Here is a 24,673-nt window from a genome sequence, read left to right as displayed (position 1 = left end):
CCAGGGGCATTTTCTATAATTGACTAATAGTACATCTAAGAAGCAACTTCAAAACTGTAGTCTACTTCTAAACAAAAAGAAGAAGTTATTTAGATATCGGCATATGTTTCGGTAAGTTCCCCTAAAACATTTTTCAATACCTCCATGGCATTGGAATATTCACCATTCATTATCAATTTCTCAAGCGCCTTTATTTTAAGTTCATAAAACTCCTCCATTATTTGTTTTTGGGTATCCCCTGCAGTTTTACGGATTACAACTGGAGAAATTAGATAATAAAGTTCCGAAAAAGCCATTCTTTTTTCAGATTCAAAAAGGTATTTGTCCCTAAAATTTCTAGATAACCGCAATATATCTTCCGACCCATACAGTGAATCCACCATTAGGGAATATATACACTCCCCAGGATCATTTCCATAATCTCCTGGGTCAACTCCCCCATAGTCAAAGAAAATATCCAGGCTTTTGTTATTTTTACCTACAACTTCGAAAACAATAGTTTCTTCCGAATTACCATTTATTGCGAGATATCCATTAACTCCTTCACAATTATCTGTTGAAATTAAATCATTTAAGGAATCTTTGCCAAAAAAAACATATCTAGGTACTTCTTTATATCCCATACGGTCATTATCCATTCTATATTTGATGTGGCAAGCAACTTGTTCCATGGTCTCGGCTATAGAGAATCTTAAACCACTATGATTTAAATATCCGTTCTTAGGTATTATAGAGTCCCTGCTAATTTTCCCTTCAAATTGATTATAAGGAAATAAAAAAAGAGATTTAGAATCCGAATCTTTCAAATCAGTCATACCAAACATAAATTTTATGCCCGAAACATTTTCACAACATTCCAATGTTTTACGTATACAATCCTTGTGAATAAAAAACCTGTTCTTTTCTGCACCTCCTTTTTTTCTATACTCTTTAATCATGAACTCTCCTTCATTCCTGCTGATAAACTGCCCGACTTTTTGTAGATTTTTCTTGTAGTTTTCCATTGAATTTATTTTTAAGATTTATCTTACTTCAAGATAAGGAATTGGATAGGATAAAAATCAACTATTTATTAACATCAAATTATTGTATTTAATGAAAATAGCCTTGTCCATTCACCCCAATTTTTCCTGATTTCACAACATTCATGGACCGTTCATCGGGTTTTTTAATGTTTTTGTCAGATTTTTCGTTCAATTTACGCAATAAGCAAAGGTTATGCGCTCTAGTCCTTAGAAAGTTGCCATTCGTCGACAGCTTTTTAAGTCCCAAATAAACTTAATCCGAACAGCGCCCTAAAGTTTGAATCTTTGAAGAAATTATGGTTATGAAGCATCTATTTTTACCAACAAAAGCACTCTTTGTCCTTTTTTTTGCCTTTAACCTAGGCTCCTGCGTAAAGGATAGTTTGGATGAAGTAATTGAAGAAGAATCACAGGAAGGGGAAAATCAACAGGAAGAAGTATCCGATGGATCCGCAATTACCAATTTGGTGATACCCGAAGATTTTGAGTTCGAAACCTCCGAGACAGTGGCCGTAACCATAAATGATATGGCTCCCGATGCCATCTACACGGTTTATGCCTACAATGACGTCCAATTTGAAATTCAGGACATCACTGTTGTCAACGATGCAGGTGAGCAAGACAGCGAGACTACTTTTGAATCTGATGAGTACAATCAGGTCTTGTTCACGGGAAGACCCGTTAATGGTGTTTTGGAATATATGGTAACCACACCTTCCTACTTTTCCAAAATCTATATCCGTAGAAAGGAAGGAAATACCTTTAGTTCGGAAATTGTTGATATTGTTAATGGTACCGCAACCTACAACCATTCGGATATGTCCGGAAAATCGAGACAGGCCGAGGTTTCACGGTTTAAATCGAAATATGCATTGGGCAGGTCGGCCCAAAGAGGGGTTCAAATTGACTCATTGTTTTGTGTAAACGGTTCAGGTCAACTATTTACGGTCAATCCTTTAAATGGCAATCTTACCAACCTTGCGGCCATGCCACAAGGGAGTTGGACGGCCGCCATCGACCAAACCAATCTGTATTTATACTCCATAGGTAGAAGCCGGCCTTATCCATTGATGCGTTATGACATCGTCAATGATAGCTGGACAACCGTTGGAAATGTAGGCATGGGAGGTCCAAGATTGGATTACAGGGAAGAGGATGGCCTGTTGTACTTTTCTGGCAACAATGCCAAAATCTATACCATAGACCCTTCAAATGGATCGGTGCTTTCCACTTGGAAAATCAACAATCTGGATGTTACCAACGGTGGTGATCTGGCCTTTGCAGAGGATGGAACTTTATTCCTTAGCAGTTTTGGCGGATTATATCGATTGGATTTAGATGACAGAAACGTGTATCAAGCCACACGAATCAGTGCGGACAACCTCCCTTTTACGCCCACCTCCATGACGTTTGACTCAAACAATGAACTTTGGCTGGCGAGTAATGGTGGAAGTTCCGATCTGATCATTATGGATACCGTTACCGGAGGGTGGGAATACATCTACGGCCCCAACTCAACATCCGGAATTAATTTTGGCCGAACCATCAATGATTTGACCACCCTTACCTTTACCGATGAAGAAATGGAGGATCCTGACACTGATGGTGATGGAATTAGCGATAGCAATGACGAATATCCTGAAGATGCAGAAAAGGCATTTGAGCAATTTACGCCCAGTAAATATGGTTGGGGAACCGTAGCCTTTGAAGATCTGTGGCCATTTATGGGAGATTATGATTTTAATGATGCCGCCATAAATTACCGTTTTGTAGCCATTATGAACTCCTTGAACGAAGTTGTGGAACTGGAAATCAATTTTGAGGTAACTTCAGATGGTGCCGGATTGACCAACGCCTTTGGGATTGAATTTGAAAGCATTGCCCCAAACCAGGTTGAATCCGTTACCGGAACCGTTCTTACCGAAGGTTATATCAATGTGGCTCCCAACGGGGTTGAGCAAGATCAAAACAGGGCCGTCGTAATCCTGTATGATAACAACGAGACCATGTTGAACATTCCCACACAAGTAGTTGTAAGGTTTACCACACCATTGAGTATAGCCCAATTGGGTATTGCTCCGTTCAACTCCTTTTTGATCGTCGATAGGGATCGGGGCCGGGAAATTCACCTGCCCAATAGGTTAAGGACAAGTTTGGGGGTCAATACAGTGGATACCGAAGGGGTGAATCAAGACCCCGATGGCAATTACCAGACCGATTCACGTCTTCCATGGGCAATAAACATTGTACATGAATTTAGGGTTCCCAAGGAAAAAATTCCCGTAAATCAGGCTTATAATTTTTTCAATCAATGGGCCACTTCAGGAGGGGCAGTGTTTACGGATTGGTATAAGGATAATGCCGGATATCGAAATGAGGGAAACATACAATGACATGAAGTCTGAAATCCCCTAAAAATAAAAGCCCTTCCAAATGGAAGGGCTTTTATGTTCTCTGTCCAGATCCAAAAGTTACATCGCAGCAACTTTGCTCATCAACTTGCTCTTTAGATTTGCCGCTTTATTGGCATGGATAATATTCTTCTTGGCCAACTTATCAATCATCCCAACCACGGTTGGCAACAAGGTCTCCGCAGCTTTCTTATCCTCTTCATTTCGAAGTTTTTTTACTGCGTTACGCATGGTCTTATGTTGGTAACGGTTGCGCAAACGTACGGCTTCGTTTCTTCTAATTCTTTTTAATGCTGACTTGTGATTTGCCATTGTTCTAGTTTAAAATGGAAAATGTACAATCGAAAATGAATCCGACTTTACAGTATTATTCTTTAATTTTTGTAGCCCGTAGGGGAATCGAACCCCTGTTACCAGGATGAAAACCTGGCGTCCTAACCCCTAGACGAACGGGCCATTGCCTTGAAATGTCAAATCAAAAAACAAATGGAAACGATTTGATTTTTAATCCATCACTTCATTTGTAGCCCGTAGGGGAATCGAACCCCTGTTACCAGGATGAAAACCTGGCGTCCTAACCCCTAGACGAACGGGCCATACTAAGGTCACTAATTAGCGGACGCAAAAATACAACTATTTTTAACTATTGCAATAGTAGCCACCTAATTTTTGAAGGGGCTAGTAGGCCTTTGCAAAAAGTACCCGATATGGGGAAGGTTTACTGGTGACCATACAGCGGCCTTCTTCATTTTGAACATCAATGGGAATACAACGAATGGTAGCCTTGGTCTCTTCCTTTATCCTATCCTCGGTTTCCCTTGTCCCATCCCAATGCGCGGCAAAAAAGCCACCTTTTTCTTCAAGCTGTTTTTTAAAATCACTATAGGAATCCACCAAAGTGATGTGGTCTTCCTGGTGCCTTTTCGCTTTCTGAAAAATATGCAACTGTATCTCCTCCAATAAGGATGTTAAGGTATCCAGGATATTTTCCATGGGTACGGACTCTTTTTCCAAAGTATCCCTTCTGGCGACTTCGATGGTTCCATTCTCCAAATCCCTATTTCCGATGGCCAAACGCACTGGAACGCCCTTAAGTTCGTACTCATTGAATTTAAATCCGGGCTTATGGGTGTCCCTATCATCGTATTTCACCGAAATTCCCTTTTCCTTAAGGGCCTCGACCAAAGGTTCCACTTTTTTGGATATGGCCTCAAGCTGTTCCATTCCCTTGTAGATAGGGATTATAACTACTTGGATAGGTGCCAATTTTGGCGGGAGTACCAACCCATTATCATCACTGTGTGTCATTATCAATGCCCCCATCAATCTGGTGGAAACCCCCCAGGAAGTTGCCCAGACATAATCTTGTTTTCCTTCCTTGTTGGCAAATTTCACGTCAAAGGCCTTGGCAAAATTTTGCCCCAAAAAGTGGGAGGTCCCTGATTGCAGTGCCTTACCGTCCTGCATCAAGGCCTCTATACAATAGGTTTCAACCGCTCCGGCAAAACGTTCGCTTTCTGTTTTTGTTCCTTTGATTACGGGAACCGCCATATGGTTCTCCGCAAAATCCGCATATAAATGCATGATCATCTCGGCCTCATCCACAGCTTCCTTTTCCGTAGCATGGGCGGTATGGCCTTCCTGCCAAAGAAATTCCGCCGTTCTCAAAAAAAGTCGGGTCCGCATTTCCCATCGCACCACATTGGCCCATTGGTTCAATAACAAGGGAAGATCCCGATACGATTGGATCCATTTTCTGTAGGTGTCCCAAATAATGGTTTCGGAAGTAGGCCTTACAATCAATTCCTCTTCCAATTTTGCATTCTCATCCACTACGATACCACTTCCATCCTCCGAGTTCTTCAATCGGTAATGGGTAACTACGGCACACTCTTTTGCAAACCCTTCCACATGACTTGCCTCCTTGCTAAAATAGGACTTGGGAATAAAAATGGGAAAGTAGGCATTTTGATGCCCCGTATCCTTGAACATCTTGTCGAGACCTGCTTGCATCTTTTCCCAAATGGCAAATCCATAGGGTTTAATGACCATACATCCCCTAACGCCCGAGTTCTCGGCCAAATCTGCCTTTACTACCAATTCATTATACCATTTGGAGTAGTCTTCCGCCCTACTCGTCAAATTTTTACCCATCCAATAAAGTTTGGCACAAAACTTGTGTCTAGATTAACAAAAATTAAACGGTAAAACTACCATTTTTTTAGTATGTTGAACAAAAAAATTGAAGATATGAATCCCAATCTACCCCGCAAAAAGTTTTATGTTCCCATAATCCTGGGAGCACTTCTCCTCTCCCTGGTATCCTGTGGTTCTTACCAACAAGCATCATACTATGACGATGATGGTATCTATTCTTCTGGCAACAGGGTAGTTAGTGTTGAGAAAAAGAATGAAGAGGCCGTCCAGAACGAGGAAACGGAGAATAATATTTATGGAGAATATTTTGGACAACGCGCAGAGGAATATCAGCAAATTTTGGACTCTGAAATTTTCACGGATGTAGATGATTACTATAGTGGAGTGCAAAGTGATTCCTTACAAGTGGGGGCACAGGTAGATTATTTTGCCACCAATAACGACTATAATGGTAATCCAGGTTGGGGGGACAATCCCACCAATGTAAACATCAATGTATATGACAACAGTTGGGGCTGGGGAGGCCTTGGCTGGGGATGGAACGATCCTTGGTTATGGAACGCCGGTTGGGGCTGGGGAGGCTTTGGCTGGGGATGGAACAATCCATGGGCATGGAATGCCGGTTGGGGCTGGGGAGGCTTTGGCTGGGGATGGAATGCCGGTTGGGGATGGAATGCCGGTTGGGCCTGGGGAGGTCCTGTTTATGGAGGATTTGGCGGTCGTGGATTTTACAATAGAAACGTAGCCTTTAACCGAACCCGAAGGGGATATAGAACCAATGCATTGGCCAGTAATAGCCTACGCGGAAGCTCTGGCATTTATAGAAGAAATACGTTGAATTCCTCAAGATTGAGAAGTACCAGTGCACGTTCCAACGTAAATAGGAGTACTGCGGGCAGAAGTTATAGGAGCAATAGCACCGCAAGAAGGGCCGTAAGTTCCGATGCCATTGCCAGAAACCAAAGGTATCGTTCCAGTAGAAGTACCCGATCTACCCCAAGGTACAATGGCATCACGCGAAGCAATCCCAGATATAGTGGAAGTTCAAGGAGCAATTCCTACGGTCGTTCCGGAAGTGCAACAGGGCGTTCAAGGACCTACAGTGGTGCCGGAAGAAGTTCCAGGAGTTACCAGTCGGGTAGTAGAACGGCCCCAAGGAGCAGTACCTATGGTTATGGGCGGTCGTCCCGTTCCAGTTCCGGAAGCGGATACCGTTCTTCACCATCAAGAAGCTCAAGAAGCTCGGGCAGTTACCGAAGCTCAGGTAGCTCAAGGAGTTCCGGAAGTTATAGAAGCTCCGGTGGCAGTTACCGCAGTTCTGGCGGACGATCATCAGGAGGAGGTCGTTCTTCCTCAGGAAGAAGTGGCGGACGAAGAAATTAAATTCAAAGTCAATTAACGTTTAAAGGAATACAAGATGAGAAGATTATCCATACTCATAATGGGAGTTGTATGCCTAGGTGCAAACGCCCAAGGCATTAATGATGTACTTCGGTACAGCATTCAAGAAGGCCAAGGGACGGCAAGATTTCAAGCGTTGGGGGGAGCCTTCGGAGCGTTGGGGGGAGACCTATCCGCCCTTAATGTAAATCCGGCAGGATCATCCGTTTTCAATTACAGCCAATTCACGGCTACCGGCTCCAATTACAACAGGAACAATGATGCCCTGTATGGAAGCAGTACCGTGACTACCGAACTGAATTCACAGCAATTGAACCAAGTTGGTGGGGTATTTGTCTTTAAGTCCCCCAATTCGCCATGGAAAAAAATTGCCCTGGCCATAAATTATGATTTGGTCGAAAACTTCGATAACGAGTTTATTGCCACAGGAAATTCAACGGAAGGGATAGACAATTATTTTTTGGAGTTCGCCCAAGATGTGCCCTTTAGAAACCTGCTTTTGAACCAAAACGAATTCCTGGAGGAAGCCTATCTTAGGGTTGGTGCCGAACAGGGATTCGGAAATCAACAAGCGTTTCTGGGATATTTTGGCGGAATCATAAACCCCGTGGACGAAGCCGATGAAAGTGGAACTGCGTATTTGTCCAATGCATCGTATGATAACGTGAACCAAACCTACAGTCAAACCGTCAATGGCCATAACAGTAAATTTACCCTGAACTTCTCTGGACAATACCAGGAAAGCTTATATATTGGGGCCTCCGTAAATTTTCACTCGCTTTTGTATGAGCGGTTGACCAGATTGGACGAAAGTGGATTCAATGCGGATTCCCCCGTTCAATTTGCCGCTTTTGACAACTTTTTACGTACCGAAGGGGAAGGGTTTTCCTTTAGCGTAGGGGCCATTGCCAAACTCAACGAAAGTATACGGATTGGCGGAAGTTACCAATCGCCCACATGGTATAGGTTACGGGACGATACGGCCCAACGGATCAATTCCAATTTAGCTGACGATGATATTAATTTCATTGATTTCAATATCGTTAACCTCTTTGAGGACTATCGCATTCAAACCCCTGGAAAAGTGACCGGTAGTGCGGCAATCGTCTTTGGTAAGGACGGACTGCTCAGCTTCGACTATGGCTATCAGGATTTTTCCCAAGCAGAATTGCGGCCCAACTCCGATCCTGTTTTTGCCGATCAAAATCAACTGATTGCCAGCCAACTGGGCGTTGTGAACTCCTATCGATTTGGTGGTGAGTACAGAATTGAACGACTTAGCCTACGGGGAGGGTACCGTATAGAGGAAAGTCCGTATGAAGATTCCGATGTCATTGGGGATTTGGAAGGGTTTTCCGCAGGGATTGGCTATGATTTTGGAGGCAGCCGATTGGATTTGGCCTATGCCAGAACGGAGCAGGACGTCAATGAACTCTTTTTCGATTCGGGAGCAACCAATAATGCCCTGGTCAATCGAACAAATTCCAATATCATCTTGTCCTTCACCTTAAAATTTTAGAGCCTGCTTGGGAATATGTGATTGGAATAGGTATAAGGCCGGATGTATGTCCGGCTTTTTTTATCGAACCAATGAAAAATGGTTCCTAACGGTTTTGGCAACAATAACCGTTTGCTCAGTACGCTCATAATCCAGCCTAAACCAATAATCCGAAGATGGCAATTGCCTACCATTAAAGGTCCCATCCCAACCAGTATCCGTTTGCCCCAACTGCTTCAACAACTTTCCGTAGCGGTCAAAAATGAATATGGTGGGATTGATGAGTTCCTCAATCCCCTTGACCTCCCAAAAATTGTTGAACGCATCACCATTGGGGGTAAAAAACTTGGGATAGCCCACTACAAGAAATTCGATGGGTTCAGTGGTACCACAGCCATTTTTATCGTTGATGATCACTGTATTAAGACCGGGAGGAACGTCCAAAAAAATGGGTTCATCTTGAAATTCGCCCCCGTTTATGGCATATTCATAATCCCCGGTACCATCAACAACAAACTCAACAACATAGCGATCCGGATCATCCGCATTGGTCAAATCCTCCCTAACAATAATACCATCTTCACCAGGCAACAGCACAGGGATACCATAAAAAGTAATCAAAATATCATCCGTGATGGTTTCTCCAAAGGTAGTTTCTATGGTCACAAAATAACGACCGGAATTAGGACTTTCTACCGTGAACGTCCGATCCTCCTCATTTATTGATCTATCAACCAATATCTCATCAATAATTCCATCATTATCTCTATCGACTCTCCATGTAATGTTGGCTATCTCGCTACCTGCTGGGGAGTTTAGGGCGGACAGCACAATGGTCGGGTCACCCTCGCAAGCAATGATATCAAAACCAAGGAATTCGTCCCTTAACGTACAGTCCAATGCGGTATTTTGATCCGCTTCAACGGAATTCCCGGTAAAGGTTAGGGTAAAAGATTCCGCATCACCATTAAAATTGGTGTTGAAGTTGTTGATAAGCAAGAAGTACACCTCCCCTGCAATCACGTCCAGGAACTCATCATAGGTATTTTGACTCCCTGTGACATTGGGCGCACCTACCTGTCCATTTTCAGGGTTCACCCCCATTCCCGTAAAGTTGGTATCGTTTACTTCGTAATTACAACGGATAGGTTGTTCCGTACCATTACTGATATTGCCGCAGAAATTGGCACCGGTTGTTTGGTCAAATGGACCGTACAGCGCAAAATCATACTCCGCGGTTACGGGTGATCCCAGGGCCTCGATATGAAACCCTATTTGACCATCGGTTCCAGCCCTAAATACATACCAGGCCGTGTTGTTCTCTATATTGGCCGAAATGACACTACCCTTTTCCAAGCATCCGGTCTGCCGAATTACATCTGGATCAAAGTCATCAACGTCACCCCCGCCATCAACCACCCCATCTATGGTGGCATCGGCACATATGGGGATAGCGGTCCTACAGTCCGGGGAATTCTGGGCATTCAGGTGAAAACCCATAACAAACAGGCAAGAGATAGCACAAAATAGTGTTCGCATAAATTTGGGGCTAATGCATGTACATGCTTAATAACTATCCCAAACCCCGTTTTAGTATGCAAAATGATGCAAAAAGCCAAATATTCGATGAACGGCCATCATGACAATGCCATGTTAAAATGAGCATTACAGGTTCTCATCATCGCAGGGCACTACTTTGTGCAGGAATTATACGTGTAAGGCCCAACTGGGGAATTTCCACCAAAATCGCACCCTTAAAAGTTGGCGTCCCCTTTTTGGCATGTTGTTATAGGTTAAGAATCATTGTAAACGATTGGAAGCTACGTCGAGCGAACCCCAAAAGCCAAAAAACAGGAAAAACCAGTATCGACATGGATATTAAGTAACTGTAAAGTTGAAAGTTGCAAAAAATCCAAGGGTGCCTCTTAACAATAATTTATGTTGGCAAACCCGGTAATTCAAAGGGTAAATAGGGCATTAATGCATATCTTTGTGCGCTTTATTGGGCGCAACAATGAAATTGGAACAGACTTTGGAAGAACAGTTTGAGGATCGGGGCAACGACCATGTTGGCTCTGCTCAAGACACCCCTTTACGTCAGGACGCTTTTGTATTGGAAGATGCTGAAAAGATAAAGCGCATTGAAGGGAATGTCCGTGAAATACTATTGACCTTAGGGTTGGACCTTGACGATGACAGCCTAAAAGGCACCCCCAAAAGGGTGGCAAAAATGTTCGTTAAGGAAATTTTTGGAGGTTTACATCCCGATAGGAGGCCGAAATCCTCAACCTTTGAAAACAAGTACAAGTATGGGCAGATGTTGGTTGAAAAGAACATTACCCTTTACTCTACCTGTGAACACCACTTATTGCCCATCGTGGGAAAAGCCCATGTTGCTTATATCTCCAACGGAACGGTCGTTGGCCTCTCAAAAATGAACCGTATTGTTGATTACTATGCCAAGAGGCCACAGGTCCAGGAACGCTTGAACATCCAGATTGTCAAAGAGCTTCAAAAGGTTTTGGGGACCGAGGACGTAGCTTGCTTGATTGATGCAAAACATCTTTGCGTAAATTCAAGGGGAATCCGGGATATTGAAAGTAGTACCGTTACCGCGGAATATGGAGGAAAGTTCAAGGATGAGGCCGTTAGAAAGGAGTTTTTGGAATACGTCAACTTAGATACCGAGTTTTAATGCCACTGTACGAACAGCAAACGGTAAAGGTCACCAATTCACTTACAGGCAGGAAAGAAACCTTCAATCCCTTGAAAAAAGGCTATGTAGGCATGTATGTCTGTGGCCCCACCGTCTACAGTAACGTACATTTGGGGAACTGCCGAACCTTTATATCCTTTGACATGATATTTCGATACTTTAAACATCTTGGTTTTAAGGTGCGCTATGTACGAAATATTACCGATGCCGGACATTTGGAAAACGATGCGGATGATGGGGAGGATAAAATTGCAAAAAAGGCGAAGTTGGAACAATTGGAGCCCATGGAAGTAGTGCAACGCTATACGGTTGACTTTCATGATACCCTTCAAAAATTCAATCTACTCCCCCCCAGTATCGAACCCACGGCCACTGGACATATTATTGAGCAGATCGAAATCATAAAGGAAATTCTCGGGAAAGGATTCGCCTATGAAAAGAACGGCTCGGTATATTTTGATGTTGTCAAATTCAATGCTTCCCATGACTATGGAAAATTGAGCGGACGCAAATTGGAGGACATGATTGCCAATACGCGTGAATTGGCAGCACAGGACGAAAAAAAGAACCCTCAGGATTTTGCGCTTTGGAAGAAAGCGGAACCCCAACATATTATGCGATGGCCGTCCCCTTGGGGCGATGGTTTCCCAGGTTGGCATTTGGAATGTACGGCCATGAGCACCAAATACCTCGGGGATAATTTTGATATTCACGGTGGGGGAATGGATTTGAAGTTCCCGCATCACGAATGTGAAATAGCGCAGGCCGAGGCCAGTAACGGCAAGTCCCCGGTAAACTATTGGCTACATGCGAACATGCTTACCCTGAACGGAAAAAAGATGTCCAAATCCACGGGTAACAATATTTATCCTTCAGAAATGTTCTCAGGGAAGAATGCCATTTTAAGCAAAGCGTTCCCTCCTTCGGTCGTGCGATTTTTTATGATGCAGGCCCATTATACCAGTATCCTGGATTTGAGTGATAGTGCGCTTTTGGCTTCCGAAAAGGGATACCACAAGCTTATGGAAGCCCATAATACCATTTCCCAACTGCCTACGGGTCCAACATCCGATTTTGATGTCAAAACATGGACACAGCAGTGTTATAACGCGATGAACGATGATTTCAACACCCCAATCCTCATCGCCCATTTATTTGATGCCGTAAAACGCATTAACCTTATTAAAGAAGGTAAGGAAACCATAACCGAAGTGGACAAAAAAGAGCTCTCCAATACCTTTAACAGTTTTGTGTTCGATGTTTTGGGATTGGAGGACCAAAGTGCTTCAGATGGCAACTCCCAAACTATGGAAGGCGTGGTTAACCTGCTGATCGATTTGCGCAATCAAGCCAGGGCCAACAAGGATTTTGAAACTTCGGACAAGATTCGGGATGAACTTACTGCCCTGGGAATACAGCTAAAAGACGGCAAGGATGGCACCACATTCAGCATCAATTAGTCTACGGAAGATTGCAATAGCTCCCTTTGTGTTCCTGGTCAGGGTCTACCAGGTATTGATTTCCCCCTTGACCCTAGCTACATGCAGATACCAGCCCACCTGTTCCCAGTACACTTTAGAGGCTTTAAAAAAACACGGCCTTTTTAAAGGCGGGTGGCTTTCTTTAAAACGTATTTTTAGCTGCCATCCCTGGGGAGGAAAAGGACATGACCCCGTGCCTTGAGAAAAAGTTATTTGTTCATGGTTAATAGTATCACTGGCCTTGATATCATTTCGCCAAGTCCATATCCATCATCTTTCGTACATCACCTAGCATCCAACTTTTTTAAAATTCCAACAATCCGTTAATCCAACCAGCCAAAACTAGTATCTTCGCCCAAAATCTATCTACCACATGCATTTCCTAGGCTTTATTTGGAATCCGGATGAAACCATCTTTCAAATTGGTGTCCTACAAATAAAATATTACAACTTACTTTGGATACTGGCCTTTGTTTTAGGTTGGTACATCATGAAGCGTATCTTCCAAAATGAAAACATATCCTTGGTAAAACTGGATTCCCTCTTTGTGTACGCCGTGGTATCAATCATGTTGGGGGCCAGATTGGGCCATGTACTTTTTTATCAATCAGAGCTTTTTGTAGATGACCCATTGTCCATTCTACTCCCCATACAGACCACACCGGAATTTAAGTTCACCGGATTTGCCGGTCTGGCATCCCATGGGGCCGCAATTGGGGGAATTATAGGACTTTACCTCTTTTCCAGGAAAAATAAGGGGATGAGTATCCTCTGGCTACTGGACCGGGTGACCATTACCTGTGCCATTGGCGGGGCATTTGTTCGATTGGGAAATTTTTTTAACTCGGAAATCAACGGAAAGATAGTGGACAAATCCTTCGCTTTGGCCACTAAATTCATAAGGGATTCCGATGATATGCCCGCCTATAAGGCCATGCAGTTGACCAAGGAAAAGACGGCCAGTGCAGCGTACAGGGCCCTTGAAAACAATCCCGATTTTTCTTCGGTTTTGGAATCCATTCCCTATCGTCATCCCGTTCAGCTATATGAAGCTTTTGGATATCTGCTTTTATTCGTGATCATGTATTTCTGGATGTACTGGAAAACAGACCTTAAAAAAAAGGAAGGCTTTTTGTTCGGTTTTTGGTTGGCCGTTATGTGGGGACCCATCCGTTTTATCCTGGAGTTTTTTAAAAAGAGCCAAGGTGGATTTGAAGATACCTGGGGAACCTTTAGTACCGGACAATGGCTGAGTATTCCTTTTGTATTGATTGGACTGTATTTGATGTTTAGGCCTGTGAGGAAATAGTGGTTGATGGTTGATGGTTGATGGTCAGTTGTTCGTTGTTAACAAGATGAGGCATTGTTTGAAAATAGTTGTTGTGGTCCTGACGCTTTTCCTTTCCAATTGTAAGGAAAGGCAAACCCAGGAAATTAAGACGGAAGAAATTACCTTTTCCAAAGAGGGCACGCTTCAAGTTTTTAGAAAGGACTCCCTACTGGTTACTTTGGATATGGAATTTGCCGAAACGGACTACGAGGTACAGACCGGACTGATGTACCGCCAGTCCATGAGGGACAATCAAGGGATGCTGTTCATTTTTCCCGATGTTGCCATGCATTCCTTTTACATGAAGAATACCGAATTTCCATTGGACATTATTTTTATCGATGAAAATCAACGTATTGCCAGCTTCCAAAAAAATGCACAACCTCTAAATGAAGCCGGACTTTCCTCTGTAGTACCGGTAAAGTTTGTTTTGGAAATCAATGCGGGGCTTTCCGACCAATGGAACCTCATGGAAGGCGATAGCATCACCTACACAAAAGACTAAATGCCAAAATACCTATTGGAACATCAGGAAACGGAGCGCTTACTGTTCCGAAAAGTGGTTCCCAAGGATTTTGATTCCTGGTTGCCATTCCATAAAAACCCAGAGAGCACGAGATTTTGGGAAGGACTGCCCAAAGATCCCATTAAAGCCTGCCAACAACAATTTGACCGAATTTTTGAACGGTATGAACATGATTTGGGTGGGATGAACGCCCTAATCTTAAAGGAAACCGACGAGCTGGTAGGTATTTGTGGGCTTTTGGTCCAAGAAGTGGACAAAAAGACAGAGCTAGAAATAGGGTATTCCATTTTGCCGGAACATTGGAGAAAAGGTTACGCCTTTGAGGCAGCCTTTAAATGCAAGACCTATGCCAAGCAACACGCTTTTGCCGAAAGCGTAATTTCCATTATCCACATAGCTAATATCCCTTCCCAAAAGGTCGCACTTAAAAATGGTATGTTCTTGGACACCACAACCCAGTACAAAGAAAATCCTGTCCATATCTATAGAGTGGTGTTTTAATTCTTTTTATTTTTTATGCTCGTTTCACAAGAGCCATGACCCATAGCCATTCCGTTATCCTACTGGACAATGAAGTAAAAACCAAAAAGTTGGTTTCAAATCTCACCAATGGCACCTATCCCGATTTCCTTTGGTTAAAAACCAAGGACATAGGTGAATTTTCGCCATATCAAATTGAACAGTTCATGGAAGAGGAGGAACGCCATGACCGGAAAGTCCTCACCAAGGGCTCTGGGCAATCCTTAAAATCCATGAGTAGCGGAGAACGGAAAAAAGCCTTGCTTCACTATCTCATAGCCCAAAATCCAGAGGTATTGATTGTGGTGAATTCCTATGATAGCCTGGATAGAGGGAGTCAAGAACAACTTACACGAAATTTTCAAGACCTCAGCCAAAAACTGTCCATCATTCAAATCACGACCAGGGTGTTGGACACTTTCCCTTTCACACAACATTTTTTCCAGTTCAAAGACAATTTGCTCCTAAAATTTAAAAAAGGGGAAGGTTTTAAATCCGCTTCGGACCGGACAAAACCCAGAATCGGTCAAAAAGCTCCCCAGCCCATAAAGTCAATTCCCTTACTGGATGAATGTCTGGTCGAATTTAAAAATGTATCGGTCAGTTTTGGTACGAAACCCGTTCTCAAAGAAATCAATTGGACCATTAAAAGAGGAGAGTTTTGGCAACTGGTCGGTCCAAACGGAAGTGGAAAAAGTACATTGCTCAACCTTATCACTGGAGATAGCCACAAAGGCTATGGACAGGATTTGACCCTATTTGGACACAAAAAGGGAAGTGGGGAAAGTGTCTGGGACCTCAAGGAACTCATTGGCTATTTCTCCCCTGCCATAGTAGATCGATTTAGGGGGTATCACACCTTGGAACAGATGATCGTTTCTGGTCTCTACGATTCAATAGGCCTTTATACCAAGCCTTCTGAAACGGAAATACACAAGGCCACGGAATGGTTGGACCTTCTTGGTCTGAAAAACAGGAAACACTGCTATTTTCATGAACTGAGTATAGGGGCCAAAAGACTGGTAATGACAGCGAGGGCATTGATAAAACATCCACCCTTGCTTATTTTGGATGAACCTACCGTTGGTTTGGATGATGCCGGTGCCGCTTTCTTTGTGGAACTGATCAACACCTATGCCCAAGGAAGTGATTCTGCCATCATCTATGTGTCCCACAGGAACGAGCCCAATTTAAGGCCCGAAAAAAGGTTTGAACTTCAACCATCTGCAACAGGTTCATTGGGTTTTATAAATTCCAGCTGACTTCATGGGGATTACCTTATTTTTTGGTACCTTTTGAAAAACAACAAACTTCCTTAAATGCAGAAAATCCATGTAAAACCAGGCGCCAAACTTCAAGACTACAAAGCTTACGGCTCATTATATTCCTTGGTACTCGATTTTTTGGAACAATCCAAAGAAGCCATAGCATCCATTCAGGGCAGCACTATTTGGATGATCAATTCCACGGCGATCGGTGGAGGCGTGGCGGAAATGCTACCAAGTCAAATGCGAATACTTCGTGAATTGGGTGTTTCCATTGAATGGTTGGTAATCGAAGCCAAAGACGAAGCCTTTTTTGACCTAACAAAGCGCATACACAATGCAATTCATGGAAGTGGGGATGGTAAATTTACCCCCAGTGACCGTGAAGTCTACGAAGCTGTCAACAAACAAAACCTGCCCAAGGCCCTTGATCTTATAGCTGATGGTGATATTGTTGTGGTACACGACCCACAACCCATGCCATTGGCAGCAATGCTAAAGAAAGAGAAAAAGGTCCCCATTATCTGGCGATGTCATATTGGATTGGAAGAGAATACCGGGGTAACCGATGCAGTTTGGGAGTTTCTATCCCCCTATACGGATGATTATGATCATTTTATCTTTAGCCTTCCCTCCTATGTGCCAAAATCACTTAAAAGCAAAACAAGTATCATTCCTCCGGCCATTGATCCCTTAAGCCACAAAAACAGGGCATTGCAGCTCCATAAATCCATCGGAATTTTGTATCAATCAGGAGTATTGGATGATCATAAGGCCATTTTGTACCACAGGTACAATCATCTGGTACGGAGAATAATGCCGGATGGCTCCTTTGGTTCACCCAATCAAAACAGCAATCTTAACCTCATCTACAGGCCTTTTGTTACGGAAATATCAAGGTGGGATCGCCTAAAGGGGTTCAAGGAACTTATGGAGGCCTTTATCAAGATGAAAAAAGAAAACCAGGCACACGGTGATCCGGAAAGTTTGGACTACAAACGCATACAAATGACACTCCTTGTCATGGCAGGACCAGATCCCGCTTTTGTCTCGGACGATCCGGAAGGCCAGGCGGTATTGAATGAACTCACCAAAGCCTATATGGCATTGGATCCTGAGATGCAAAATGATATTGCCATTTTATTGCTTCCCCTGGACAACCCCAAGGAAAATGCCCTTATTGTCAATGCACTGCAAAGGGCTTCGAGCATTATCGTCCAGAACTCCATTCAGGAGGGCTTTGGCCTTACCGCCACAGAAGGCATGTGGAAAAGAAAACCTCTTTTGGTGTCGGGTGCGGCAGGATTAAAATTCCAGGTGGAGCATAATAAAACAGGTAAAATAAATGAGGACCCTACGGATATTGACAGTCTTTCCAAAACCTTGGCTTACATGCTAAACCATACCAAGGAACGGGACAAATGGGGATTTAATGGACAAACGCGGGTAATACAGCACTTTACGCTTTTCAGTCAATTGATTTCTTGGTTAAAAGTCTTTGAAGAACAACGATTGCATTGATCCACAAACGATGCATGTAGTATAAAATCCATTACATTTAGCGTATGGAGAAGGTACACATTATTCAAGAACTCGTAAAACACCATCAGCATTTTATACATACCCTGCAATCCCTTTCAGATACCGATTTTCAAAGAAAACCAGGTGAAAAATGGAGGGCAGGGCAACAATTGGGGCACATTATAAAATCGGTAAAACCTGTAAACATGGCTTTTGGCCTACCTATGTTTGTGTTGAAAATGAAGTTTGGTACGGCCAACCGACCCAGTACATCTTACGAAGCCCTGGTTAAAAAATACCTAAAGGTACTTGAAGAAAAGCAGGACTATGTATTGCCCGATCGATTTGCCCCAGAAGAAATTCCCCTTAAACGAAAAGGGCAAAAACTCAAAGAGTTAAAGGGTCTGGTCCAAAAATTGACTTCCCGATTGGCCAGATTCTCGGAAGAAGGGTTGGACTCGCATATTCTTCCCCATCCGGTGCTGGGGAAACTTACTTTGCGGGAAATGTTATATTTTACCATATACCACGTACAACATCACGACAAACAGATTTTGGAAAATCTAAATACCCATAAGAATGCAGAAAAGTCTCGATCTCCCAAATCCTGAATTCAAAAGCTTATTGGACCTGAGTACGGAATTGATACTAAAGCAATTTGCCCATATTGAGGACTTAAAAGGTTACCACTATCACCCCCAACAGGAAGTGGAAAGTTGGTTTGATGAATCCTTGCCCGAAGAAGGAATTCCCCATGAGGAATTGCTGAAAGAAGTGGAACAAAAGGTTTTATCAACGGCCACGGGCAATCTAGGGCCTCATATGTATGCCTATGTAATGTCCGGTGGAAACCAAATTGCGATAGCGGCCGAAAAATTGGCTGCGACCATTAATCAAAATCAAACCAAGTGGCACTTGGCCCCTTCCCTAAACGAAATTGAAAAGCGCGTCGTTAAATGGACGGCCCAATTATTGGATTTTCCGGAAGATTCCGGTGGTGTCCTGGTGAGTGGGGGATCGGCCGCCAATCTCACCGGACTTACGGTGGGCAGGAACATTCTCTTCGAAAAAGGGGAGATTCGAAAGCGGGGCCTTTTTGGTCAAAAACCATTTGTGGTCTACGCTTCCGAGGAAGTACATAGCTGTGTGGACAAGAGCGTGGAACTCCTGGGCATTGGTACCGACTACCTTCGAAAAATAGAAACAGATCCCGGTTTTAAAATTAGGATCGACCTTCTTGAACAACAAATTGAGGAAGATATCCACAACGGATTACTCCCTTTTTGCCTTATCGGGAACGCAGGAACCGTAAACACCGGTGCCATTGATGATTTGGATACTTTGGCCAATATCGCCGAAAAATATGGGATGTGGTACCATGTGGATGGCGCCTATGGGGCCCTGGCCGGAATATTGGACAGTCTAAAAGCAGATTACAAGGGGATGGAACGCGCAGATTCCATCGCCCTGGATTTCCATAAATGGCTCTATGTTCCCTTTGAAGGAGGATGTACTTTGGTGCGAAGCTGGGATAAGCTCAAACGGACCTATTTTAAGAAAGCAGCCTATTTGGACACGGAACTGGCCAATGATGGCAACCGATTGGAATACAATGAGCACTATTTTCAGCTTTCCAGAAACGCCAAGGCCTTTAAGGTTTGGATGACCATTAAGGCCTATGGTATGAAACAAATCAGGGATATGATCCAAAAGGATATTGACTTGACCCATTATTTGAACGATTTGGTCAGGACATCCAAGGATTTTGAATTGGTAGCGGATTCCAAATTGGCCGTATCCTGTTTTCGATATGTGGGTGATATGATTTCGCCCAACGAAATAACGGAATTTAACCAAAGATTGATGCCGGAGTTGGAGAGGGATGGCCGTGTGTTTATTATGGGGACTTCCCTAAAAGGGGAATATGCCATACGGGCCTGCCTGATCAATCATCGAAAGACCAAAGAAACCGTTGCCTATTTATTGGAAGTCATTCGTGAAGTAGCCCATAAAATGGAATACCAAACAAAAATCGTATCATGACCAGGGACGAAATATTGACCATCTATGAAAGCGCAATTGCCATGGCCGGATTGGAACGAAAAGGAAAGACCATGCCCTATACATCCTCCAACGGATATATGTTCTCACAATTGAACAAAGACCATGAAATTGGCATCCGACTGTCCAAATTGGATACTGAAAAATTCGACAAGGAATTTGGAGCGAAGCCCTTTATGTCCTACGGGGCAAAGATGCGGGAATACGTTTTAATCCCAAAAGAGCTTTTAGGTCAAGTGGAGGTGTTGAGTGCACTATTGGGAAAAGGCTTTGAACATGTGAACTCACTTCCACCAAAATAAAGGCCTGCATGGGTTTTTAGGACTTATCCAAGGAAGAACGTAAGTGTTTTTGTGAAACTGTTTGTGCTCCGACTTCCAAAAAGGTCGTTATTGGCTTACAGGGTGGGAAAAACCAGGAACTGGTCCACAAGCTTAGGAAGAAATAGTCGATGTCCATCATCGCTATAGCAATTTTGCTCACCTGAGCCAAAATGGGGCCATCACCTATATTCATGAATATTTTCCAGATCAAGCATAAAAAAACCGCTTCCCCGATGCCTCAGGAAAGCGGTTTACTCTTTTAGGAACCTATAGCTAGGCTACGGCAACCTTGCCATCACTGGCAATCTTCTTTTTTAGGGAATCGAACATAATCGGAGTTGCAATGAACACCGATGAATACGTACCTACAAGGACCCCAACGATCATTGCGAACATAAAACCGCGTAAACTTTCACCACCAAAAACAAAGATGGCCAAAAGTACGATCAAAGTGGTTAAGGAGGTATTCAATGTACGACTCAAGGTACTGTTCAACGCCTGGTTGATATGGGCACCGCCTTTCCAACCTTTTAGGCCGACCACTTCACGAATACGGTCAAACACAACAACGGTATCGTTCAGGGAATACCCAATTACGGTCAGTATTGCAGCAATAAAGGCTTGATCAATTTCCATATTGAAGGGCATAATGGTACTGGTCAGTGAAAAGATGCCCAAAACGATCATGACATCGTGGAATACGGCCGCAACCGCACCCAAGGAGAATTGCCATCTTTTAAATCGAAGCAGGATATAAAGAAACACCACGGCCAACGATCCCAGAATGGCATAATAGGCATTCTGTTTAATGTCATCCGCAATGGTTGGACCAACTTTGGTCGATTGTAAAATTCCGATCGATTTTTCTGAAGCTCCAACGGTGAAATCCTCAAAAGAGGTACCATCCGGTAGATATTGCTGAAGTGAAGTATACAATTTATTTTGAATCTCATTGTCCACCTCAATGCCTTCAACATCTACCTTATATGGGGTCGTCACCTTAATCTGATTGGCCTCGCCAAAGGTTTTTACCTGGGTACCACTTCCAAACACCTCATTTAAGCCAGAAGCAATCTCAGATGGATTCACCTCTTTTTCAAAACGGATTTGATAGGAACGCCCACCTATAAAGTCGACACCTTGCTGTAACCCTTTTGTGAATAGGGAGAACGCCCCAACACCTACCAGGATTATGGAAATAACGTAAGCAATTTTCCTTTTGGAAAGGAAATCAATGCTCAAGTTAGTGAACAGATTTTTGGTCAAAGGGGTCGAGAACGCCAATTCCCTTCCTCGTTTGGCGATGTACCAATCCACCATCAAACGGGTCACAAAGATGGCCGTAAACAAGGAGGTTACGATACCTATCAAAAGGGTGGTGGCAAATCCTTTGATCGGGCCTGAACCAAAAACAAAAAGGATAATCGCCGTTAGGCCTGTGGTAATGTTTGCATCCAAAATGGACGACAAGGCATTGTTGAATCCGTCCGCTACGGCCTGGGCTTTTCCTTTACCTTTGGCCAATTCTTCCTTGATACGTTCAAAAATCAGCACGTTGGCATCCACGGACATACCAATGGTCAGTACAATACCCGCAATACCGGGCAAGGTCAATACCGCACCTAAGCTGGTCAGCACCCCAAAAATTAATAGAATATTGAAAATCAGGGCGATATCGGCAAAAATTCCAGCCTTCCCGTAGTAGAAAATCATCCAGACCAAAACAAAGGCCATGGCAATCAAAAAGGAGGCAAAACCACTATCGATAGCTTCCTGTCCCAAGGAAGGCCCTACCACTTCAGATTGAATAATTTCAGCGGATGCCGGTAATTTACCTGCCCGCAGCACATTGGCAATATCCTTGGTCTCATTTATGGTAAATGTTCCCGTAATTTCTGAACGGCCACCGGAAATAGGTCCTGTGGACACGCCGGGTGCGGTATATACTTTGTTGTCAAGTACTATGGCAATACCGGTTTGGTTGTTAAAGGCATCCCCTGTCAGTTTTTCCCATTCCCTGGCCCCACGGGTATTCATACTCATGGTAACGGCAGGTTTATTGAACTGGTCAAAAGTGTCCTGGGCATCGGTAATCACATCCCCACTTATTCTTGGAACGCCGTCACGGTTGGATTTCAATGCAAATAGTTCCGCAACCTCGGATTCTTTTGGAGGCTTCTCAAAGGCAAATCGGGTAAATTGAACATCGGCCGGTAAAAGTCTTCGTATTTCCGGCATCCTTAAATAGGCCCCAATCTCTGCCGTATCGGAAACGGCCAATCTAGCCATGGCATGGCTACCGGGCGCAGCGGGCAATAGTTTGCTCAAAAGAGGATTTATTTGAACGGAAAAGTCCAGGGAATCTTCAGCCACATCGGAGAGGAGTGAATCAATTTCCGATTCAGGAGTGCTCAACGTATCCTTTGCCTGTTCCACAGGTTCAAGGATTTCACGCAGCTTTTCATTGGCGTTCACAAAAAATTGTCCAAGACTTGGATTGTTTTGCTGATAGGTCTCCCAGAACTCCAACTGTGCGGTACTGGACAATAATTCCTGGGCACGTTGCACATCCCTGGCACCGGGTAATTCCACCAAAATACGGCCCGAGTTCCCTTCCCGCTGAATGTTGGGCTGTGTTACCCCAAAACCATCAATACGCTTGCGCAATACTTCAAATGCAGAAACAACGGATTCATCAATCTTTCTCCGAATGATGGGTTTTACCTCATCATCGGTCATTTGAAAATTGATTTCATCACTTAAGGTCTTGTTGGCAAAAATATCGGGAGAGGCCAGTTTGGTATCCCCTTTTATGGCATCAAAGGCATCAAAAAAGAGTTCCAGGTAGGTATCATCACTATTTTTGGATGCCTCATCGGCATCTGCCAAAGCCTTATTGAATACCGGACTTTTGGTATTATTGGCCAGCCCTTTTAAAATATCCTTGACCGAAATCTGGAGGGTAACATTAATACCTCCTTTAAGGTCCAAGCCCTTGTTGAGTTCCTTGGTTTTGGCATCATCATAGTTGGTATACCCCAAAATTGGATTACCGCCAATCGAATCCAAATATGATGCTTCCAAGGCTTCACGCTTCGCCACATAATCTTCCTCAGCTTCGGAAATCTGGTTTACGGCAAAGGTATCCGCATCACTTTCAACTTTACTGGTAATGAAGGTATAGGAGAGTTGGTAGATACTGACCAAGCCGAAAAGCAGCGCAAAAAGCCTTACTAATCCCTTATTTTGCATTGATTTTTAATTTTTGTAAACAGCGTGCAAATATATCATTTCAAATAGGATTAGCCAATAGAAATGAGGTTATTATGAAGGGTTTTCCAAAAAGAAAATGTCATTTCGGGGAGTCCGTAATTGGGAATTGGACGCCTGGGAATCCCAGACGTAATCTTCCACTCCGGCCGAAATGACATTTTATCTTGAAGTCGTTGGGTTTTACACCTCCAACAGCCCGTTGGTATTGCTTACGCCCTGGGCACTTTCAGTCAGCTTGGCTTTTTCAGCATCGGACAGTTCAATCTCGACCACTTTTTCAATACCATTTTTGCCCAAAATAACGGGTACTCCTATACAGATATCCTGTAACCCATATTCCCCTTCCAGATAGGTAGAGCATGGGAACATTTTTTTCTGGTCACAGGCAATGGCCTGTACCAGGGATGAAACTGCTGCTCCTGGGGCATACCAGGCACTGGTTCCCAGTAATTTGGTCAAAGTGGCACCACCAACCTTGGTTTCCTGAACCACCCAATCCATTTTTTCTTCATCCAGGAACTCGGATACTTTGATGCTATTTCGCGTTGCATGTGCAATTAAGGGAACCATGCCCTTATCACTGTGTCCGCCGATAACCATTCCGTCAATATCGGAAATGGGTGCTTCCAGGGCTTCGGCCAATCGGTATTTAAACCGTGCACTATCCAAAGCACCGCCCATCCCAATAATCCTTTCTTTAGGCAGGTCCGTAGCTTTATGGACCAAATAGGTCATGGTATCCATAGGGTTGCTCACCACAATAATAATGGTGTTTGGAGAGTGTTTCAACAAGTTCTCGGCCACCGTTTTCACAATTCCTGCATTTATTCCAATGAGTTCTTCACGGGTCATTCCCGGTTTTCTCGGAATTCCCGAAGTAATCACAGCAATGTCGCTACCGGCAGTTTTGGAATAATCATTGGTGGTCCCTGTAATTTTGGTGTCAAAACCGTTCAAAGAAGCGGTCTGCATGAGGTCCATGGCCTTTCCTTCGGCGTAGCCTTCCTTAATGTCCAACAACACTACTTCTGAAGTAAAATCCTTTATCGCGATGTACTCCGCGCAGCTGGCTCCTACTGCTCCAGCACCTACAACTGTGACTTTCATAGTTCTTATGTTTTTTTGTTCTGAAATCCGTCAAAAATAGGGATTTTTAAAACCATAAT

Annotated in this window: 20 protein-coding genes and 2 tRNA genes; 14 read left to right on the top strand and 8 right to left on the bottom strand. The window is 43.6% G+C overall.

What is annotated here, in order from left to right:
* Positions 1 to 89: 89 nt before the first annotated feature.
* Positions 90 to 1,004, bottom strand: a complete 915-nt coding sequence (locus tag L0P88_RS16005; protein WP_247130934.1) for a hypothetical protein — start codon at positions 1,002 to 1,004, stop codon at positions 90 to 92.
* A gap of 323 nt (positions 1,005 to 1,327) precedes the next feature.
* On the opposite strand from L0P88_RS16005, the gene L0P88_RS16000 reads away from it, so the two are divergent.
* Positions 1,328 to 3,418, top strand: a complete 2,091-nt coding sequence (locus L0P88_RS16000) for an LruC domain-containing protein (protein WP_247130933.1) — start codon at positions 1,328 to 1,330, stop codon at positions 3,416 to 3,418.
* A gap of 78 nt (positions 3,419 to 3,496) precedes the next feature.
* Here the strand turns inward: L0P88_RS16000 and rpsT are convergent, their stop codons facing one another.
* The 4 genes from rpsT to proS all read right to left on the bottom strand — a co-directional run bounded on the left by rpsT (position 3,497) and on the right by proS (position 5,590).
* On the bottom strand, positions 3,497 to 3,748 hold the full coding sequence (gene rpsT, locus L0P88_RS15995; protein WP_158779789.1) for a 30S ribosomal protein S20: 252 nt from the start codon (positions 3,746 to 3,748) through the stop codon (positions 3,497 to 3,499).
* 72 nt (positions 3,749 to 3,820) lie between these two features.
* Positions 3,821 to 3,892, bottom strand: a tRNA-Glu gene (locus L0P88_RS15990).
* 68 nt (positions 3,893 to 3,960) lie between these two features.
* Positions 3,961 to 4,032: transfer RNA gene (locus L0P88_RS15985), tRNA-Glu, on the bottom strand.
* Positions 4,033 to 4,114: 82 nt separating this feature from the next.
* A complete protein-coding gene (gene proS, locus L0P88_RS15980) occupies positions 4,115 to 5,590 on the bottom strand; it encodes a proline--tRNA ligase (protein ID WP_247130932.1) in 1,476 nt (491 codons plus the stop codon).
* A 96-nt stretch (positions 5,591 to 5,686) separates the two neighbouring features.
* Here proS and L0P88_RS15975 point away from each other — a divergent pair, with 96 nt between their 5' ends.
* Both L0P88_RS15975 and L0P88_RS15970 read left to right on the top strand, forming a co-directional pair.
* Complete coding sequence (locus L0P88_RS15975) at positions 5,687 to 6,976, top strand: hypothetical protein (protein ID WP_247130931.1); 1,290 nt, start codon at positions 5,687 to 5,689, stop codon at positions 6,974 to 6,976.
* 34 nt (positions 6,977 to 7,010) lie between these two features.
* Positions 7,011 to 8,513: an OmpP1/FadL family transporter gene (locus tag L0P88_RS15970; RefSeq protein WP_247130930.1), complete on the top strand. Its 1,503-nt coding sequence runs from the start codon at positions 7,011 to 7,013 to the stop codon at positions 8,511 to 8,513.
* Between the two features lie 60 nt (positions 8,514 to 8,573).
* Here L0P88_RS15970 and L0P88_RS15965 read toward each other — a convergent pair whose 3' ends face one another.
* The gene (locus L0P88_RS15965; RefSeq protein WP_247130929.1) at positions 8,574 to 10,031 is read right to left on the bottom strand and encodes a T9SS type B sorting domain-containing protein; all 1,458 of its coding nucleotides are present in this window, start codon (positions 10,029 to 10,031) and stop codon (positions 8,574 to 8,576) included.
* A 475-nt stretch (positions 10,032 to 10,506) separates the two neighbouring features.
* On the opposite strand from L0P88_RS15965, the gene folE reads away from it, so the two are divergent.
* The 11 genes from folE to L0P88_RS15910 all read left to right on the top strand — a co-directional run bounded on the left by folE (position 10,507) and on the right by L0P88_RS15910 (position 20,213).
* A complete protein-coding gene (gene folE, locus L0P88_RS15960) occupies positions 10,507 to 11,187 on the top strand; it encodes a GTP cyclohydrolase I FolE (protein WP_158779784.1) in 681 nt (226 codons plus the stop codon).
* Positions 11,187 to 12,668 (top strand): cysteine--tRNA ligase, encoded by a 1,482-nt coding sequence (gene cysS / locus L0P88_RS15955; protein WP_247130928.1) that lies wholly within the window; start codon positions 11,187 to 11,189, stop codon positions 12,666 to 12,668. Before folE ends, cysS begins: the two co-directional genes overlap by 1 nt.
* On the top strand, positions 12,643 to 12,891 hold the full coding sequence (gene yidD, locus L0P88_RS15950) for a membrane protein insertion efficiency factor YidD (protein WP_247130927.1): 249 nt from the start codon (positions 12,643 to 12,645) through the stop codon (positions 12,889 to 12,891). Before cysS ends, yidD begins: the two co-directional genes overlap by 26 nt.
* Before the next feature lie 171 nt (positions 12,892 to 13,062).
* Positions 13,063 to 13,998, top strand: a complete 936-nt coding sequence (gene lgt, locus L0P88_RS15945; RefSeq protein WP_247130926.1) for a prolipoprotein diacylglyceryl transferase — start codon at positions 13,063 to 13,065, stop codon at positions 13,996 to 13,998.
* A gap of 58 nt (positions 13,999 to 14,056) precedes the next feature.
* On the top strand, positions 14,057 to 14,524 hold the full coding sequence (locus L0P88_RS15940; protein WP_247130925.1) for a DUF192 domain-containing protein: 468 nt from the start codon (positions 14,057 to 14,059) through the stop codon (positions 14,522 to 14,524).
* The gene (locus tag L0P88_RS15935; protein WP_247130924.1) at positions 14,525 to 15,046 is read left to right on the top strand and encodes a GNAT family N-acetyltransferase; all 522 of its coding nucleotides are present in this window, start codon (positions 14,525 to 14,527) and stop codon (positions 15,044 to 15,046) included.
* Between the two features lie 35 nt (positions 15,047 to 15,081).
* Complete coding sequence (locus tag L0P88_RS15930) at positions 15,082 to 16,326, top strand: ATP-binding cassette domain-containing protein (protein ID WP_247130923.1); 1,245 nt, start codon at positions 15,082 to 15,084, stop codon at positions 16,324 to 16,326.
* Positions 16,327 to 16,383: 57 nt separating this feature from the next.
* Complete coding sequence (locus L0P88_RS15925) at positions 16,384 to 17,850, top strand: glycosyltransferase (protein ID WP_247130922.1); 1,467 nt, start codon at positions 16,384 to 16,386, stop codon at positions 17,848 to 17,850.
* Positions 17,851 to 17,894: 44 nt separating this feature from the next.
* Positions 17,895 to 18,461: a DinB family protein gene (locus tag L0P88_RS15920; RefSeq protein ID WP_247130921.1), complete on the top strand. Its 567-nt coding sequence runs from the start codon at positions 17,895 to 17,897 to the stop codon at positions 18,459 to 18,461.
* Positions 18,430 to 19,893, top strand: a complete 1,464-nt coding sequence (locus tag L0P88_RS15915; protein ID WP_247130920.1) for a pyridoxal phosphate-dependent decarboxylase family protein — start codon at positions 18,430 to 18,432, stop codon at positions 19,891 to 19,893. Before L0P88_RS15920 ends, L0P88_RS15915 begins: the two co-directional genes overlap by 32 nt.
* Positions 19,890 to 20,213, top strand: a complete 324-nt coding sequence (locus L0P88_RS15910) for a hypothetical protein (protein ID WP_247130919.1) — start codon at positions 19,890 to 19,892, stop codon at positions 20,211 to 20,213. The genes L0P88_RS15915 and L0P88_RS15910 overlap by 4 nt, the downstream gene beginning before the upstream one ends.
* 294 nt (positions 20,214 to 20,507) lie before the next feature.
* Here L0P88_RS15910 and secDF read toward each other — a convergent pair whose 3' ends face one another.
* Both secDF and mdh read right to left on the bottom strand, forming a co-directional pair.
* Positions 20,508 to 23,486 (bottom strand): protein translocase subunit SecDF, encoded by a 2,979-nt coding sequence (gene secDF, locus L0P88_RS15905; RefSeq protein WP_247130918.1) that lies wholly within the window; start codon positions 23,484 to 23,486, stop codon positions 20,508 to 20,510.
* Positions 23,487 to 23,687: 201 nt separating this feature from the next.
* The gene (gene mdh, locus L0P88_RS15900; RefSeq protein ID WP_247130917.1) at positions 23,688 to 24,614 is read right to left on the bottom strand and encodes a malate dehydrogenase; all 927 of its coding nucleotides are present in this window, start codon (positions 24,612 to 24,614) and stop codon (positions 23,688 to 23,690) included.
* Between the last annotated feature and the right edge of the window lie 59 nt (positions 24,615 to 24,673).

Source organism: Muricauda sp. SCSIO 64092, from assembly GCF_023016285.1.
Taxonomy (GTDB): Bacteria; Bacteroidota; Bacteroidia; order Flavobacteriales; family Flavobacteriaceae; genus Croceivirga.
This window is presented reverse-complemented; position numbering and strand designations above follow the sequence as displayed.

What these genes read in the sequence shown, in the direction of transcription:
- L0P88_RS15915 (WP_247130920.1), top strand. Translation starts at nt 18,430, where the DNA reads ATGCAGAAAAGTCTCGATCTCCCAAATCCTGAATTCAAAAGCTTATTG.
- L0P88_RS15975 (WP_247130931.1), top strand. Translation starts at nt 5,687, where the DNA reads ATGAATCCCAATCTACCCCGCAAAAAGTTTTATGTTCCCATAATCCTG.
- secDF (WP_247130918.1), bottom strand. Translation starts at nt 23,486, where the DNA reads ATGCAAAATAAGGGATTAGTAAGGCTTTTTGCGCTGCTTTTCGGCTTG.
- L0P88_RS15965 (WP_247130929.1), bottom strand. Translation starts at nt 10,031, where the DNA reads ATGCGAACACTATTTTGTGCTATCTCTTGCCTGTTTGTTATGGGTTTT.
- yidD (WP_247130927.1), top strand. Translation starts at nt 12,643, where the DNA reads ATGGCACCACATTCAGCATCAATTAGTCTACGGAAGATTGCAATAGCT.
- L0P88_RS15970 (WP_247130930.1), top strand. Translation starts at nt 7,011, where the DNA reads ATGAGAAGATTATCCATACTCATAATGGGAGTTGTATGCCTAGGTGCA.
- folE (WP_158779784.1), top strand. Translation starts at nt 10,507, where the DNA reads ATGAAATTGGAACAGACTTTGGAAGAACAGTTTGAGGATCGGGGCAAC.
- L0P88_RS15920 (WP_247130921.1), top strand. Translation starts at nt 17,895, where the DNA reads ATGGAGAAGGTACACATTATTCAAGAACTCGTAAAACACCATCAGCAT.
- L0P88_RS15910 (WP_247130919.1), top strand. Translation starts at nt 19,890, where the DNA reads ATGACCAGGGACGAAATATTGACCATCTATGAAAGCGCAATTGCCATG.
- L0P88_RS15925 (WP_247130922.1), top strand. Translation starts at nt 16,384, where the DNA reads ATGCAGAAAATCCATGTAAAACCAGGCGCCAAACTTCAAGACTACAAA.
- cysS (WP_247130928.1), top strand. Translation starts at nt 11,187, where the DNA reads ATGCCACTGTACGAACAGCAAACGGTAAAGGTCACCAATTCACTTACA.
- rpsT (WP_158779789.1), bottom strand. Translation starts at nt 3,748, where the DNA reads ATGGCAAATCACAAGTCAGCATTAAAAAGAATTAGAAGAAACGAAGCC.
- L0P88_RS16000 (WP_247130933.1), top strand. Translation starts at nt 1,328, where the DNA reads ATGAAGCATCTATTTTTACCAACAAAAGCACTCTTTGTCCTTTTTTTT.
- proS (WP_247130932.1), bottom strand. Translation starts at nt 5,590, where the DNA reads ATGGGTAAAAATTTGACGAGTAGGGCGGAAGACTACTCCAAATGGTAT.
- mdh (WP_247130917.1), bottom strand. Translation starts at nt 24,614, where the DNA reads ATGAAAGTCACAGTTGTAGGTGCTGGAGCAGTAGGAGCCAGCTGCGCG.
- L0P88_RS16005 (WP_247130934.1), bottom strand. Translation starts at nt 1,004, where the DNA reads ATGGAAAACTACAAGAAAAATCTACAAAAAGTCGGGCAGTTTATCAGC.
- L0P88_RS15930 (WP_247130923.1), top strand. Translation starts at nt 15,082, where the DNA reads ATGACCCATAGCCATTCCGTTATCCTACTGGACAATGAAGTAAAAACC.
- lgt (WP_247130926.1), top strand. Translation starts at nt 13,063, where the DNA reads ATGCATTTCCTAGGCTTTATTTGGAATCCGGATGAAACCATCTTTCAA.
- L0P88_RS15935 (WP_247130924.1), top strand. Translation starts at nt 14,525, where the DNA reads ATGCCAAAATACCTATTGGAACATCAGGAAACGGAGCGCTTACTGTTC.